At 72.0% G+C, this 14,243-nt stretch carries 15 protein-coding genes; 3 read left to right on the forward strand and 12 right to left on the reverse strand.

The genetic code is table 11. The features are described 5' to 3' along the window. Positions 1-30: 30 nt before the first annotated feature. Positions 31-1,677 (forward strand): DUF3352 domain-containing protein, encoded by a 1,647-nt coding sequence (locus tag ACFQSB_RS14585; RefSeq protein WP_380826929.1) that lies wholly within the window; start codon positions 31-33, stop codon positions 1,675-1,677. A gap of 105 nt (positions 1,678-1,782) precedes the next feature. On the opposite strand, the gene ACFQSB_RS14590 is transcribed toward ACFQSB_RS14585, so the two are convergent. The 5 genes from ACFQSB_RS14590 to clpS form a co-directional block, all read right to left on the reverse strand. Further along, a complete protein-coding gene (locus ACFQSB_RS14590; protein WP_354841980.1) occupies positions 1,783-2,730 on the reverse strand; it encodes a PLP-dependent cysteine synthase family protein in 948 nt (315 codons plus the stop codon). 2 nt (positions 2,731-2,732) lie between these two features. After that, positions 2,733-3,011: a MoaD/ThiS family protein gene (locus tag ACFQSB_RS14595; protein WP_354841977.1), complete on the reverse strand. Its 279-nt coding sequence runs from the start codon at positions 3,009-3,011 to the stop codon at positions 2,733-2,735. A gap of 230 nt (positions 3,012-3,241) precedes the next feature. After that, positions 3,242-3,652 carry a M67 family metallopeptidase gene (locus ACFQSB_RS14600; protein ID WP_354841974.1) on the reverse strand — a complete coding sequence of 137 codons (411 nt, stop codon included), beginning with the start codon at positions 3,650-3,652 and terminating at the stop codon, positions 3,242-3,244. A gap of 9 nt (positions 3,653-3,661) precedes the next feature. Continuing rightward, positions 3,662-4,189, reverse strand: coding sequence for a DUF2017 domain-containing protein (locus ACFQSB_RS14605; protein ID WP_354841972.1), 528 nt, complete (start codon positions 4,187-4,189; stop codon positions 3,662-3,664). Beyond that, on the reverse strand, positions 4,186-4,476 hold the full coding sequence (gene clpS, locus ACFQSB_RS14610; protein ID WP_354916606.1) for an ATP-dependent Clp protease adapter ClpS: 291 nt from the start codon (positions 4,474-4,476) through the stop codon (positions 4,186-4,188). The genes ACFQSB_RS14605 and clpS overlap by 4 nt, the downstream gene beginning before the upstream one ends. Before the next feature lie 45 nt (positions 4,477-4,521). Here clpS and ACFQSB_RS14615 point away from each other — a divergent pair, with 45 nt between their 5' ends. Beyond that, complete coding sequence (locus ACFQSB_RS14615) at positions 4,522-5,808, forward strand: nicotinate phosphoribosyltransferase (protein ID WP_380826933.1); 1,287 nt, start codon at positions 4,522-4,524, stop codon at positions 5,806-5,808. A 155-nt stretch (positions 5,809-5,963) separates the two neighbouring features. Here ACFQSB_RS14615 and ACFQSB_RS14620 read toward each other — a convergent pair whose 3' ends face one another. From ACFQSB_RS14620 to ACFQSB_RS14645, 6 genes are all read right to left on the reverse strand, one after another. Next, entirely contained in the window at positions 5,964-6,539 is a 576-nt protein-coding gene (locus ACFQSB_RS14620) for a nicotinamidase (RefSeq protein WP_380826936.1), read from the reverse strand. Between the two features lie 120 nt (positions 6,540-6,659). Then, positions 6,660-8,417, reverse strand: coding sequence for a DEAD/DEAH box helicase (locus ACFQSB_RS14625; protein ID WP_380826937.1), 1,758 nt, complete (start codon positions 8,415-8,417; stop codon positions 6,660-6,662). A 237-nt stretch (positions 8,418-8,654) separates the two neighbouring features. Beyond that, positions 8,655-9,335 carry a hypothetical protein gene (locus tag ACFQSB_RS14630; protein ID WP_354916594.1) on the reverse strand — a complete coding sequence of 227 codons (681 nt, stop codon included), beginning with the start codon at positions 9,333-9,335 and terminating at the stop codon, positions 8,655-8,657. A gap of 347 nt (positions 9,336-9,682) precedes the next feature. Beyond that, complete coding sequence (locus tag ACFQSB_RS14635; RefSeq protein ID WP_417774566.1) at positions 9,683-10,597, reverse strand: zinc metalloprotease; 915 nt, start codon at positions 10,595-10,597, stop codon at positions 9,683-9,685. A 239-nt stretch (positions 10,598-10,836) separates the two neighbouring features. Further along, a complete protein-coding gene (locus ACFQSB_RS14640; protein ID WP_354841953.1) occupies positions 10,837-11,088 on the reverse strand; it encodes a DUF3039 domain-containing protein in 252 nt (83 codons plus the stop codon). A 96-nt stretch (positions 11,089-11,184) separates the two neighbouring features. Beyond that, positions 11,185-12,756, reverse strand: a complete 1,572-nt coding sequence (locus ACFQSB_RS14645; protein WP_380826939.1) for an MFS transporter — start codon at positions 12,754-12,756, stop codon at positions 11,185-11,187. 136 nt (positions 12,757-12,892) lie between these two features. Between ACFQSB_RS14645 and ACFQSB_RS14650 the strand changes: the two genes are divergently transcribed. Next, complete coding sequence (locus ACFQSB_RS14650) at positions 12,893-13,630, forward strand: TetR family transcriptional regulator (RefSeq protein ID WP_380826940.1); 738 nt, start codon at positions 12,893-12,895, stop codon at positions 13,628-13,630. On the opposite strand, the gene ACFQSB_RS14655 is transcribed toward ACFQSB_RS14650, so the two are convergent. Further along, the gene (locus ACFQSB_RS14655; RefSeq protein WP_354841945.1) at positions 13,623-14,201 is read right to left on the reverse strand and encodes a YqgE/AlgH family protein; all 579 of its coding nucleotides are present in this window, start codon (positions 14,199-14,201) and stop codon (positions 13,623-13,625) included. The genes ACFQSB_RS14650 and ACFQSB_RS14655 overlap by 8 nt on opposite strands. Positions 14,202-14,243 lie beyond the last annotated feature (42 nt).

Here is a 14,243-nt window from a genome sequence, read left to right on the forward strand (position 1 = left end):
ACAATCCCCCTATCCATCGAAAGCGGAGCCATGGCAGGCCAACCCCTCCCCCCGTACCCGTTCAACGAGGACCCCGACCGGACGGTGTCCTACCGGCACCCATCGCCCGGCCGGCACGCCGCTCCGGGGACCCAGTCCTTCACCTACGCCGCGCCGCCCCTCGCCGGGCCGCCGCAGGCCGGGGAGCCCGCGTGGCAGCAGGTGCAGATCGGCGCGCCGCCGCCACCGCCCGCCCGCAGGCGCGGGCGGGGCTGGCTGCTGGCGATCGTCGCCGCCGTCGTCGTGGCGCTGGTCGGGGGCGGCGGCGTGTACGCGATGACCCTGCTCAGCGGCGGCGGCGCCCAGCCGGAGGACGTCCTGCCCGCGGGGACCATGGCCTACGTGCGGCTCGACCTCGACCCGGCCGCGAACCAGAAGCTCGCGCTGTTCCAGCTCGCGCGGAAGTTCTCCGCGACGCGGGGCGCGTTCACCGGCGACGACCCGCGCCGGTCGCTGTTCGAGCTGCTGCGCCAGGGGGACTCCGGCCTGGCCGAGGTGGACTACGCCCGCGACGTCGCCCCGTGGCTCGGCGACCGCGTCGGCCTCGGCGTGCTGGCGCCGAAGGCGGGCTCCGGCACGCCGCGGGTGGTCGCGGCCGTGCAGGTCACCGACGAGGACAAGGCCCGCGCCGGGGTGCGCAAGCTGAACACCGGCGGCGAGCTGAAGGGCCTGGCGTTCCGGGAGGGCTACGCGATCCTCGCCGAGACACAGGCGGAGGCCGACGCCTACGCCACGGCCGCGCCGCTGTCGGGCGAGGCCGCCTTCGCCGCCGACCGGGAGGCCGTGGGCGAGCCGGGCGTGCTGTCGTTCTGGGGCGACGCCGGCCGGATCGCCGGCGCCGCGCAGGCCACCGGCGCCACCCCGCCCGCGGGCACCCTGGACATGGTGAAGAACGTGCGCTTCGCCGGGGCGCTGCGCTTCGACGGCGGGTACGCCGAGCTGACCGGCATCTCCCGCGGCGGGACGATGCAGGCCCCCGCCGCCGTGGAAGGCGCGCGGCTGTCGCGGCTGCCCGCCTCGACCGTGGGCGCGCTGTCGGTGTCCGGACTCGGCGAGCTGCTGGCCGGCCAATGGCCGCAGATCACCGAGGCCGCCGACGGCGCCTCGGGCGGCCGGTCGTTCTCCGACTTCGTCCAGCAGGCGCGGCAGACCTACGGCATCTCCCTCCCCGAGGACCTGGTGACGCTGCTGGGCCAGAACCTCACCGTGGCCGTGGACCAGCGCGGCCTGGACGGCCGGCTGCCCAAGGCCGGCGCCGTGCTCACCACCGACCCGGCCAAGGCGCAGGCGGTCGTCGCCAAGATCGAGAAGTTCATCGCCGACTCGGGGACGGCGGCGCCGCAGATCGCCAAGGTCGCGGCCGACGGACGGCTCGTCCTGGCCAGCTCCCAGGAGTACGCCGCCGAGCTCGCCAAGGACGGCGCGCTCGGCGACAGCGAGACCTTCACCACCGCGGTCCCGGACGCGGACTCCGCGGCGGCCGCGCTCTACATCGACCTGGACAAGATCGAGAAGTACTACCTGAACGACCTGAGCGGCGAGGAGCGGGCCAACGCCCAGGTGCTGCGCGCGGTGGGCCTCAGCGCCCGGAGGTCCGGCGACATCACGTCCTTCAGCCTCCGCGTCCTGTTCAACTGATCTCTTCCCGCTCAGCCCCGGCCGGGCTGGACTGGGCGGGAAGACGAACGCGGGCCCCCTCTCCAGGGAGAGAGGGCCCGCGTTCATGAGCGAGAAGATCGGGCCTCAGGCCCAGAGCTGGCCCTCCAGGCGGTCCTCCGCCTGGTCCAGCGTTCCCTCGTAGGCGCCGGTGGACAGGTACTTCCAGCCGCCGTCCGCCACGATGAACACGATGTCGGCGCGCTCCCCGGCCTTGACCGCCTTGGCCGCCATGCCGAGCGCGGCGTGCAGGGCGCAGCCGGTGGAGATGCCGGCGAAGATGCCCTCGGAGCCGAGCAGCTCGCGCGTGCGGCGCAGCGCGTCCGCCGAGGTCACCGAGAAACGCGTGGTCAGCACGTCGGCGTCGTAGATCTCGGGGATGAACCCCTCGTCCACGTTGCGCAGCCCGTACACCAGCTCGCCGTACCGCGGCTCGGCCGCCACGATCTGCACGCCGGGCACGTGCTCGCGCAGGTAGCGCCCGACGCCCATCAGGGTGCCCGTGGTGCCGAGACCGGCCACGAAGTGGGTGATGGAGGGCAGGTCCCGCAGGATCTCCGGCCCCGTCGACTCGTAGTGGGAGCGCCAGTTCGCCGGGTTGCCGTACTGGTAGAGCATCACCCAGGACGGGTTCTCGGCGGCCAGCCGCTTGGCCACCCGCACCGCCTCGTTGGACCCGCCCGCCGCCGGCGAGGGGATGATCTCGGCGCCCCACATGCGCAGCAGCTGGCGGCGTTCCTCGGAGGTGTTCTCCGGCATCACACAGATCAGCTTGTAGCCCTTGAGCCGGGCCGACATCGCCAGCGAGATGCCGGTGTTGCCGGAGGTGGGCTCGAGAATCGTGCAGCCGGGCGTGAGCAGGCCCTCCTTCTCGGCCTGTTCGATCATCCACAGCGCCGGGCGGTCCTTGACCGACCCGGTCGGGTTGCGGTCCTCCAGCTTGGCCCAGACGCGGACGTCCGCGGACGGGGACAGGCGCGGAAGCCCCACCAGAGGGGTGTTCCCGACCGAGTCGATCAGCGAGTCGAAGCGCATGACTAGCGCATGCCTCCGGCCACGGCGGGCAGGACGGTCACGGTGTCCCCGTCGGCGACGGGGGTGTCCAGGCCGCCGAGGAACCGCACGTCCTCGTCGTTGAGGTAGACGTTGACGAACCGGCGCAGGCCGGAGTCGTCGACGATGCGCTCCCTGAGCCCGGGGTGGCGGGACTCGAGGTCGCCGATCAGGTCGGAGAGAGTCGCACCCGCGGCGTTCACCGACTTGGCGCCGTCGGTGTAGGTGCGGAGGATGGTCGGAATGCGAACCTCGATGGCCATCGCGTGTTTTCTCCTTGGTCAGTGGTCGTCACGGGACACCCAACGTGTGCGAACACGCGGGGCGGGGCTGGGATTCCTGCGTTCAGGAACAGTCGTAGACGACGGTGAACGGAGTGTGCGCGAAAAGATGGTTCTGCACGGGGGACGACCGGCCGGGGCGCACGCGGGCGCTCGGCGACACCGGATCGGTCATCAGCATGTTCCCAACTCTACCGCTTCCCCTGCGAGCCTCACGAGGAGACGATCTCCACCTGTTCCTCGGTCACGACCCCGTCCACCACGCGGAACGAGCGGAACTGCACATCATCGGGATCGGCCGTGGAGACCAGCACATAGTGGGCGTTCGGCTCGGAGGCGTAGCTGATGTCCGTGCGGGACGGGTACGCCTCGGTCGAGGTGTGCGAGTGGTAGACGACCACCGGCTCCTCGTCGCGGTCGTCCATCTCGCGCCACACGCGGAACTGCTCCATCGAGTCGAAGCGGTAGAACGTCGGCGACCGCTCGGCGTTCTCCATGGGGATGAAACGCTCGGGCCGGTCGGAGCCCGCCGGACCGGCGATCACCCCGCATGCCTCGTCCGGGTGATCGGCCCAGGCGTGGGCGATGATCTTGTCGACCAGTTCCCGTGAGATCGTGAGCATGCCTGGAAGTTACCAAAGGGCGCGGACCAGCGTGTCCTGGAGGTAGGTCAGCCAGTCGTAGGTCACGTACGCCGGGTAGCGCGGGTCGTCCTCGGCCATCCCGGCCAGCTCCTCGTGCACCTCTTCTGTGACCTCCAGCCGCACGCCGAGCGCCAGGCGCACGTCGTTCAGCGCGCGCAGCCACGCCTGCGCCTGCTCGCCGGTCAGCTCGACCTTGCCCTGCTCGGCGGTCTTGAGCAGCACCTCGGCGTCGGCCCGCTTGCCCTCGCGCAGCGTCGCCTCGGTGTAGCGGCGGAAATCGGCGGCCGCCTCGTCGTCGTCGGCGTAGGCGGAGGGGAACAGCCGGGCCAGCACCGGATCGGACGGCGCCGTCGCCGAGCCGATGCCGAGCGCCCGCTCGAGCGGGTCGTCCCCCGTCGCACCCGGCTCCACCAGGCCGAGCACCTGCGACACCAGCGAGCGCAGGATCGAGGCCTCCCCGGCGTCCAGCAGGATGGCGACCCCACCGCCACGCGTCGCGCTGAAGCCCGTGCTCACGCCGAATCTCTCTGGACGGTGGCCCACAAGCCGTAGGAGTGCAGGATCTGCACGTCGCGTTCCATCTCCTCACGGGTGCCACTGGCCACGACGGCCTTGCCCTTGTGGTGCACGTCGAGCATCAGTTTCTCGGCCTTGACCTTGGGGTAGCCGAAGACCGTCTGCAGGACGTAGGTCACGTACGACATGAGGTTGACCGGGTCGTTCCACACGATCGTCAGCCACGGAAGGTCGGGACGGACGTCCGTCGACGGACGCTCGACCTCGGCTGGAGCGGTACTACCCACGTTCCCATCCTGCCCTACGCCAGTCGTAGTCTTCGACTTGTGAAGATGGCCATGAGCAGCGCGTTGCTCACCGATCACTATGAGCTGACGATGCTGCAGGCGGCATTGGACAGCGGGGCGGCGCACCATCGGGCGGTGTTCGAGGTCTTCGCCCGCCACCTCCCCCTGGGTCGCCGGTACGGCGTCGTCGCGGGCACCGGGCGGGTGCTGGACGCCCTCGCGGACTTCCGCTTCGGCGAGGCCGAGCTGGCGTTCCTGCGCGAGCGGCGGGTGGTGAACGACCGCACGCTCGACTTCCTCGCCTCCTACCGGTTCTCCGGCGACGTGTACGGCTACCGGGAGGGCGAGTGCTACTTCCCCGGCTCGCCGATCATGGTGGTGGACGGCACGTTCGCCGAGGCCGTGCTGCTGGAGACGCTGATCCTTTCGATCCTCAACCACGACTCCGCGGTCGCCTCGGCGGCGTCCCGCATGACGCACGCGGCGGGCGACCGGCCGATCATCGAGATGGGCTCGCGGCGCACGCACGAACGGGCCGCCGTCGCCTCGGCGCGGGCGGCCTACCTGGCGGGCTTCTCCTCCACCTCCAACCTGATGGCCGGCAGCGTGTACGGCGTGCCGACGGCCGGCACCAGCGCGCACGCCTTCACCCTGCTGCACGGCAGCGAGTACGACGCCTTCCAGGCGCAGATCGACTCCCTCGGCCACGACACCACGCTCCTGGTGGACACCTACGACGTCGCCAAGGCCGTGCGCACGGCGGTGGAGCTGGCCGGGCCCGGGCTAGGCGCCGTGCGCATCGACTCCGGCGACCTCGCGGTGGTCGCCCGCGAGGTGCGCAAGCTCCTCGACGGGCTCGGCGCCACCAAGACGCGCATCGTGGTCACCAGCGACCTGGACGAGTACGCCATCGCCGCGCTCGCCGCCGCGCCCGTCGACGGGTACGGCGTCGGCACCTCGGTGGTCACCGGGTCGGGCGCCCCCACGGCGTCCATGGTCTACAAGCTCGTCGCCCGCGAGGACGGCGAGGGCGTGCTGCGGCCGGTGGCCAAGAAGTCGGTCGGCAAGCCGAGCCGGGGCGGCAGGAAGGACGCCTTCCGCGTCGTCGAGGACGGCGTCGCCGCCGCCGAACTGGTCACCACCGCGCCCGGCGCCCCCGCTCCCGAGGGCGCGCGGCCGCTGCTGCACACGCTGGTGCGCGGCGGCGAGATCGTCGGCAGGGAACCGCTGGATGCCGCCCGCGAGCGCCACCGCGCCTCCGTCGCCGAACTCCCCGTCCTCGCCCACCAACTCTCCCAAGGCGACCCCGTCATCCCCACCCTCTTCTCCTGACCTACAGCCCCACCACGACCTCCCCGTCTCACCTCACCGCCGGCCGAGACCGCCCCGCCCAACCAGACGTGCTTCATCGGCGCCGGGTCGGCGGGGTGGGGTACGGCGAAGCCGGCGCCGTTGTACGGCGCCCGGCCCGGACGCCCCGGGCCGGGTCAGGCCGTTCTGAGGATGGGGGTGCCTGTCAGGGCGACGCCGGCGGTGGTGAGTTCGGTGAGGGCCGCTTCGGTGGTGGCGGGGGCGACGCCGGCCGTGAGGTCCAGCAGAACGCGCACGGCGAAGCCGTTGTTCGCGGCGTCGAGCGCGGTGGCGCGCACGCAGTGGTCGGTGGCGATGCCGACCACGTCCACCCGCTCGACCCCGCGCGTGGTCAGCCACTCGGCCAGCCCGGTGCCCGCGCCGCTGGCGCCCTCGAAGCCGCTGTAGGCCGCGCTGTGCCGGCCCTTGCTGAACACCTCCTCCACGGCGGAGGTGTCGAGCGCCGGGTGGAAGTCGGCTCCGGAGGTGCCCACGACGCAGTGGGCGGGCCAGGTGCGCTGGTAGTCGGGGTGCTCGGCGAAGTGGTCGCCGGGGTCGACGTGGTAGTCGCGGGTCGCCACGACGTGGTCGTATCCGCCCGTGGCGGCGTGCGGACCGATGGCGGCGGCGACCTCGGCGCCGCCGCCCACCGCGAGGCTGCCGCCCTCGCAGAAGTCGTTCTGCACATCGACGATGACAAGCGCGCTCTTCAAGCCGGTCTCCCTGGAGATGACGGGACGGGAATGTCGGACGCTCGGGCCGGAGCGCCGGTGCGCCGCGTGCTCATGGTGGTGCCGGTCACCCGGGCGGGTGCGGAGCCAGCGGGTGCGGAGTCAGCGGGAGCGTTGGGTGGCCCATTTGCGGATGGTCTCTATGCGGGCGCGGATCTGGTCGGCGGAGGCCTGGGCGATGGCCGGGCCTCCGCAGGCGCGGCGCAGCTCGGCGTGGATGACGCCGTGCGGCTGGCCGGTGCGGTGGTTCCAGGCGCCGACCAGGCCGTTCAGCTCTTTGCGCAGGGCCGCGATCTCCTCGTGCGGCGCGAGCGCCACCGGCGCGGGAGCGTCGGCCACCTTGCGCCGCCGGGCGGCCTGCTGATCGGCCTGGTGCTTGCGCAGCAGCACCGCCACCTGGTCGGGCTCCAGCAGCCCCGGCAGGCCGAGGAAGTCCTCCTCCTCGGGGGAGCCGGGCTCGGCCGAGGTGCCGAACTCGCCGCCGTCGAACAGCACCCGGTCGAAGGTCGCCGACGCCTCGACGGTCTCGAACGGCAGCTCGTCGCCCAGGACGTCCGGGTTGTCCTTCTTCTGCTGGGCGTCCTCGACGAGGAAGTCGTCCAGGCCCTCCTCGGGGAGCTTGCGGTCCAGGACGTGGTCGCGCTCGGCCTCCATCTCACCGGCCAGGCCCATGAGGGTGGGCACCGAGGGCAGGAACACCGAGGCCGTCTCGCCCCGCCTGCGCGCACGGACGAAGCGCCCCACCGCCTGGGCGAAGAACAGCGGCGTCGAGACGCTGGTGGCGTACACGCCCACCGCGAGACGCGGGATGTCGACGCCTTCGGAGACCATGCGGACGGCGACCAGCCAGCGTTCCTCCGAGGCGCTGAACTGCTTGATCTTGTCGGAGGCGCCGGGGTCGTCCGACAGCACGACCGTGGCGCCCTCGCCGGTGATCGCGCGCAGGTGCCTGGCGTAGGAGCGCGCCGTCTCGTGGTCGGTGGCGATGACCATGGCCCCGGCGTCGGGCACGTGCCTGCGCACCTCGGTGAGGCGCTTGTCGGCCGCCCGCAGGACCTGGCGGATCCAGTCGCCCTTGGGGTCGAGGGCGGCGCGCCACGCCTGGCCCATCTGGTCTTTGGTGAGCGGCGTGCCGAGCGTGGCGGTGATCTCGTCACCGGCGCGGGTGCGCCAGCGCATCTCACCGGCGTACGCCAGGAAGATCACCGGGCGGACGACCCCGTCGGCGAGCGCGGGGCCGTAGCCGTAGGAGTAGTCGGAGACGCTGCGCCGCACGCCCTCGCCGTCCTCGGCGTAGGTGACGAACGGGATGGGGTTGGTGTCGGACCGGAAGGGGGTGCCGGTGAGGGCCAGGCGCCGCGCGGCCGGCTCGAACGCCTCGCGCACGCCGTCGCCCCAGGACTTGGCGTCGCCCGCGTGGTGGATCTCGTCGAAGATGACCAGCGTCTTGCGGGCCTCGGTGCGGGCGCGGTGGAGCGCGGGGTGCATCGACACCTGGGCGTAGGTCACCGCGACACCGACGTAGTCGCGCGAGGTGGCGCCCTGGCTGTTCTTGAACTCCGGATCGATGGCGATGCCGACCCGGCCCGCGGCGTCGGCCCACTGGCGCTTGAGGTGCTCGGTGGGGCACACGATGGTGACCGCCCGCACGATGCCCCGGCTGATCAGCTCGCTGGCGATGCGCAGCGCGTACGTCGTCTTGCCGGCGCCGGGGGTCGCCACGGTCAGGAAGTCGCGCGGCTCGCGCCGGAAGTAGAGGTCGAGCGCCTCCTGCTGCCACGCGCGGAGCTTGGGCGCGGTGCCCCACGCGGCTCGGTCGGGATAGGAAGGTGACAGATGGGACGCGGCAAACGAGCTCACGCCGACCTCCTTGTCAGAGGACCTTTCCGGACCTCGGGGCGGTGCCCCACACTGATGATCTTGTCGTCGCGCTCGCTTCGCTCCCTCACAGTGAAGCCACGATAGCGGGGGACACCGACAGGACGTGCCGCCCCCGAGGATGCTCGCCATCGCGCCCCTCCCGTGCTATCGCCCCGTCCAGGGACCGGCGGCACACCCCTGGGGCGTCCCCAGGGACGCCGGCGGAGGACGGCCGGGCTAGGTGACTCCGCGCATGATGGCGTCGATCTCGGCACGGCGCCGGGGGGTGTCCGGCTGCGCGACGGCGAGCAGGACGACGCTCTCGCCGTTCTTGGTGAGAAGTGTCACACGCAGATAGGCCGGCTGGTTGACCACGTCGGTGTAGGTCGCGCGGAGGGCGCGGGTGTGGCCGGTGAACCCGTTCACCGCGACCGGGCGGTCGTCCACCACCTCCACCTCGTCGCCGTGCAACAGCAGCCGCCCGTACAGCTCGGCCAGGTCGAGCGTGGCCGCACGCGGGCCCGCGGCCGGAAGCGGCCCGGCCGGGCGGGCCATGACGAGCGCGGAGTCGCCCGCGGTGGCGACCGAGGTGAACCCGGTGACCGGCGGGACCGTTCCCGGCGTCCAGCCGGACGGCAGCGTGTAGCCGACTCCGGCGACGCCGTCGTCCACCGGGACGGGGCCCGGGCTCGCGTTCAGGCGGCTCACGGCGAAGGCGACCACTCCGGCCACCAGGGCGGCGCCCACGACCACCGCCACGACGAACACGAGCACCCGGCGGGCCCAGGAAGGCACCCTGACCCGCGAGGGGGCGGCCGGAGCGCCGTACAGCCGGGCCGACGGCGGCAGCCCTTCCTCTTCCGGCGGAGGCCACACGGGCTCGCCGTACGGCCGTCGCCCGGTGCGGTACTTGTCCACAGCGCCTCCTCCCGTGCACCGAGTATCCGTTCCAGGGCGGCCCTTGCGTCAACGAAACATTTGAATAATGACGCCGATGACCGCAACGGGCCGTCCGGACGCCCCGCCGGAGACCTGCCCGGGCGGATGTGGGGGCGCACCGAAGCGCGGGCGATCCGGCGTCAGGGCCGCGAGGTCACCGGGTTCCTGACACCCCGCGGGAACGGCGATCCGGCGCGCGGCGGTCAGGGGGCGGGGGCGCGGCAGGCGGCCATTGGGCGGGGACGCGGTAAGCGGCGGGGACGCGGTAAGCGGCGGGAACAGCGATCCGGCGCGCGGCGGTCAGGGGGCGGGGACGCAGTAAGCGGTCAGGGAGTGGGGGCGCGGTAGGCGGTCCACATGTCGCGCATGCGGGCGGCCTGGCCGGCGGTGAACTCCGACATGCAGCGGTCGTGGGAGTAGTCCATGTAGTTGTGCACCGGGTCGTCGCCGAGGTCGGGGCAGGTGTCCTTGCGATCGGGGCACCCCTGGGTCGAGGTGGCCTCGGGCGGGGTGTCGTCGACCGAGTCCCCGGGCGAGCCGCAGCCGTTCTCGAAGGTGTGCAACAACCCGAGCCAGTGGCCGATCTCGTGCACCGCGGTGTACCCCTTGCCGAAGTCGCGCAGGCTGCCGCCGGGCAGGCTGCGCCAGTCGACCACGACGCCGTCCAACTTGGGGTTGTTCTGGTACCAGTGCGGATAGGTGGCGTAGCCGAGCACCAGTTCGCCGAACTGGGCGACGTAGAGGTTCAGCGTCTCGGCGCCGCCCTTGCGCAGCCGCTGCTTCATGGCGGCCTCGTTGGCGAGCGGCTGGTGGAACCACACCTGGTTGTCGGTGCGCGTGACGCCGCGCAGCGCGAACCGCACGCCGGTGTCGGCGCCGCCGAGCCGTCCTCCGTAGGCGGCGTTCAGCGTCTCGACCTGGGCCGTGACGGCGGCCTCCGGGGCGCCCGCCTGCCCGTCGGTGATCACATGAACCCACAAGGGGACGGTGACCGTGTGGGCCCGGAGACCGGGACGCAGGGCGCCGAGCCGGCGCCGCATCTCCGAGAGCATGCGCTCGGTGTCCCGGCGGTCGGGCGCGTACGGCTCCGGGCCGCGCCCGTCCATGCGCGGAGGACCCGCGTGCCCGCCGCACGGGCGCGCGGCGGCGGCGCGGGCCGGCACGCCGGGCGCGCCCGCGATCGTGAACAGGCACGCCAGAGACGCCAGAGACCCCAGAGACACGGCAACCGTGCGCCGCACCATGCACTCCCCCGGTTCGATCAGGTCAGAGTGCTGACGCTAGCCGCCGCCGCGCCGATCGCCGGGGAGCAACACTCGCTCCCCGGCCAAGGGTTCACCCAGGCTCGCCCGTCCCAGCATGAACGGCTCACCCGCCCACCCGGACGTGCGTTACGGCGTCACGGAGCCGTCGCGCGCGGGCCTGAACGGCTCATCGCCCGGCGCGAGGTACGAGGACGCGGACGCGCGGCCTCGCGGGGTCACTCTTTGGGGCCGCCGCCCAGGGGAAGACCTTCGTAGATCTCCTTGCACTCGGGGCACACCGGGTATTTCTTGGGATCACGGCTCGGGACCCAGACCTTGCCGCAGAGCGCCCGGATCGGCGTGCCGGTCACCATGCTCTCGGTGATCTTGTTCTTGTCCGCGTAGTGCGAGAAGCGCTCGTGGTCTCCCTCGTCGCCGTGCGAGAGGTTCGGCCGTACTTCGCTCTCGGGAAGGATCTTCGTGCTCACGACATCCGAGTCTACGTGCGCCGGGGAGCGGCGCGGCGGACGAACCCATGTTCCGGCCGGCCCTCGCTCGCGGCGCGGGCCGGCCGGGACCGGGCCTCAGCCCACGTGGACGGCGGCGTCGTAGGTCTTGCGCCCGGCCCGGACGAACAGGGCGAGGATCGCGGCCAGGACGGCGACGATGACGCTCACGGTGAAGCCGAAGTGCATGCCCGAAAGGAAGGAGCCGTGCGCCGCGTGCGTCAGCGCGTCGGCGATCGGCTTGGGCGTGCCCGGCTGCACCGGAGCGACCCCGATCGCGACGAGGTTCTTCATCGCCTCGACCTGCGCGGGGGTCGCGGGGATGTGCGCGGCGGCGAGATTGCCCGGCAACACGTCCGCCACGCGGGCGGTGATCAGCGCGCCGAGCACCGCGGTGCCGAGGGACCCGCCCACCTGCATGGCCGACTGCTGCATGCCTCCGGCGACGCCGCTGTACTCCTCGGGCGAGTTGCCGACGATGACCTCGGTCGCCCCGACCATGACGGGCGACAGGCCGAACGCGAGCAGCGCGAAGGGGACGGCGGTGTCGAGGTAGCCGGCCTCCAGCCCGAGGCGCGAGAGCAGGAACATCGAGATCGCGGTGATCAGCATGCCGACGGCGATCGGCACCTTGGGCCCGAACCTGCTCAGCGCCGCGCCCGCCAGCGGGGAGGCGACGATCATGCCGGCGCTCATCGGCAGCATGCGCATGCCCGACTCCAGCGGCGACAGCCCGTGCACGCCCTGGAAGTAGAAGGTCAGGAAGAACATCGCGCCGAACATCGAGAAGGCCATGAGCACCATCAGGACGGTGCCGATGGAGACCGACGCGTTGCGGAACAGGGTGAGCGGGAGCAGGGGCTCGGTGGCCCGGGTCTGCCAGAACACGAAGGCGGCGCCCAGCACGACGGCCCCGGCGAAGAACCCGATCGTCCGGGCGTCCCCCCAGCCGTAGCCCGGCGCCTTGATGATGGCCCACACCAGGCAGAACATCGCGCCGGACAGGAGCACCACGCCGGGGACGTCCACCTTGGACAGCGCCTCGGACCTGCTCTCCTTGATGACCCACAGCCCGACCAGCAGCGCGACCACGCCGACCGGCACGTTGATGAAGAAGACCGACTGCCAGCTCACGTTCTCGACGAGCAGGCCGCCGATGATCGGGCCCGCGGCGCTGGAGACGCCGATCGCCGCACCCCAGATGCCGATGGCCATGTTCAGGCGCTCGGCGGGGAAGGCGGCGCGCAGCAGGGCGAGGGCGGCCGGCTGGAGCAGCGCCCCGAACAGGCCCTGGAGCACCCGCAGGGCGATCAGGACGCCGATGGAGGAGGTGAGGCCGATGGCGAGCGAGGTCAGGGCGAAGCCGGCGATGCCCACCAGGAAGACCCGCTTGTGGCCGAAGAGGTCGCCCAGCTTGCCGGCGGTGATGAGGAAGACGGCCAGGGCGAGCAGGTAGCCGCTGGTGATCCACTGCAGGTCCGACAGGGACGCCCCGAGGTCCTTGCCGATCACCGGGTTGGCGATGGAGACCACCGTGCCGTCGAGCATCACCATGATCACGCCGAGCGCGACGGCGAGCAATGTGAGCCAAGGATGGCCGTGCCCGCGTCGGACCGGCGCGTCCGCGGGCGCGGCCAGCGCTTGTGCCATGGAAGATCCCCCGTTTCGAAAGATTAGTCGACTTCTAGTAATTTATGGCAGAGCATGACAGATGACAAACGGTTTTATACGACAGATCATGACTTGTGGCACAATGTGAAGTGAACATTTCGAGGAGGTGACCGGCATGGGTCTTCGGGAGCGCAAGAAGCACCAGACCCGGCTGGCGCTGATAGACGCGGGCTTCCGGCTGTTCCTCGCCCAGGGGTACGAGGCCACGACCGTCGACCAGATCGCCGCCGCGGTGGAGGTCTCCCCGCGCACGTTCTTCCGCTACTTCGGCAGCAAGGAAGACCTGGCCCTGGACTTCACCCTCGAGTACGACGAGCGCATCAACGCCGCCCTCGCCGCCCGGCCCGAGGACGAGCCGCCGTTCACCGCCCTCACCCGCGCCTTCCGCGAGTTCGTCCACGCCATGGAGAGCGACGCCGCCGAGGAGACCGAGCGCTTCCTGCGCCACCGCCGCGTGGTCGACGCCAACCCGGCGCTGTTGTGCACGAGCTTCGCGCGCATGGCCGACATCGAGCAGAAGCTCACCGTCGAGATCGCCAGACGCCAGGGCACCGACCCCGCCACCGACCCGCGCCCCCGGCTGCTGGTGGCCTTCGCCACCTCGGCCGTCCGCGTCGGGATGGACTGCTCGGTGGACGACGACAGCTATCTCCACAGCCTGGTCGCCAACGTCGAGCACGCGCTGGACCTCGCCGAGCAGGCACTGCGCCCCGGCTGGGACCGCCCGCCCGCGGCACCGTCGGCGGCACCGCCCTCCGGCCACCGCACCGGCCGCGAGCCGTGCGCGGGCGAGGACCCTGGCGCCGCCGGCCAGGACCCGGGCGCCGAGCCGTCCGCGGCCGCGGTCAGTTGAGCTTGGGGTCGTCCGGGCAGGTCGCCACGAACGCCAGCTCGCCCGGCTGACGCCGCAGCACCGACCGCCACAGGTTGGCCGGCCGCGAGTCGAAGGTGTCGCCCGGTTCGGCCTCGACGACGTACCACGAGCCCTCGCGGATCTCGCTCTCCAACTGGCCCGCCGTCCAGCCGGCGTACCCGGCGAAGATGCGCATCTGCGTGATCTCGCCCGCGAGGATCTCCGGAGGCGCGTCCAGATCGACCGTGCCGAGCTTGGAGACGGCCGACGAGCCCGCGTGCAGCCTGCGCCAGCCGAGCGGCTCCTGCCCGCTCGGCACCGAGGCCAGGGCCAGCGCGCTGTCGGTCTGCACCGGCCCGCCCTCGAAGAGCACCGGAGGGCCGGACACCAGAGAGTCCCAGGAAGGGAGCACCTGCGTCACGGTGACCTCGCTCGGCCGGTTCAGCATGACGCCGAGGGTGCCGCCGTCCTCGTCGTGCTCGAGGATCAGCACGACGCCGCGCCGGAAGTTCGGGTCGTCAAGCAGTGGCGTCGCCACGAGGAGCCCGCCGACGTAGATCGCCTCCGCCATGCATCCATCATGACGCGTGATGTGGGGAACGCGCGCCCGCCC

Origin of the sequence: Sphaerisporangium rhizosphaerae (genome assembly GCF_042665155.1) — a bacterium.
In the GTDB taxonomy this organism is placed as follows: domain Bacteria; phylum Actinomycetota; class Actinomycetes; order Streptosporangiales; family Streptosporangiaceae; genus Sphaerisporangium; species Sphaerisporangium rhizosphaerae.

What these genes read in the sequence shown, in the direction of transcription:
- ACFQSB_RS14585 (WP_380826929.1), top strand. Translation starts at nt 31, where the DNA reads ATGGCAGGCCAACCCCTCCCCCCGTACCCGTTCAACGAGGACCCCGAC.
- ACFQSB_RS14590 (WP_354841980.1), bottom strand. Translation starts at nt 2,730, where the DNA reads ATGCGCTTCGACTCGCTGATCGACTCGGTCGGGAACACCCCTCTGGTG.
- ACFQSB_RS14595 (WP_354841977.1), bottom strand. Translation starts at nt 3,011, where the DNA reads ATGGCCATCGAGGTTCGCATTCCGACCATCCTCCGCACCTACACCGAC.
- ACFQSB_RS14600 (WP_354841974.1), bottom strand. Translation starts at nt 3,652, where the DNA reads ATGCTCACGATCTCACGGGAACTGGTCGACAAGATCATCGCCCACGCC.
- ACFQSB_RS14615 (WP_380826933.1), top strand. Translation starts at nt 4,522, where the DNA reads ATGGCCATGAGCAGCGCGTTGCTCACCGATCACTATGAGCTGACGATG.
- ACFQSB_RS14645 (WP_380826939.1), bottom strand. Translation starts at nt 12,756, where the DNA reads ATGGCACAAGCGCTGGCCGCGCCCGCGGACGCGCCGGTCCGACGCGGG.
- ACFQSB_RS14650 (WP_380826940.1), top strand. Translation starts at nt 12,893, where the DNA reads ATGGGTCTTCGGGAGCGCAAGAAGCACCAGACCCGGCTGGCGCTGATA.
- ACFQSB_RS14655 (WP_354841945.1), bottom strand. Translation starts at nt 14,201, where the DNA reads ATGGCGGAGGCGATCTACGTCGGCGGGCTCCTCGTGGCGACGCCACTG.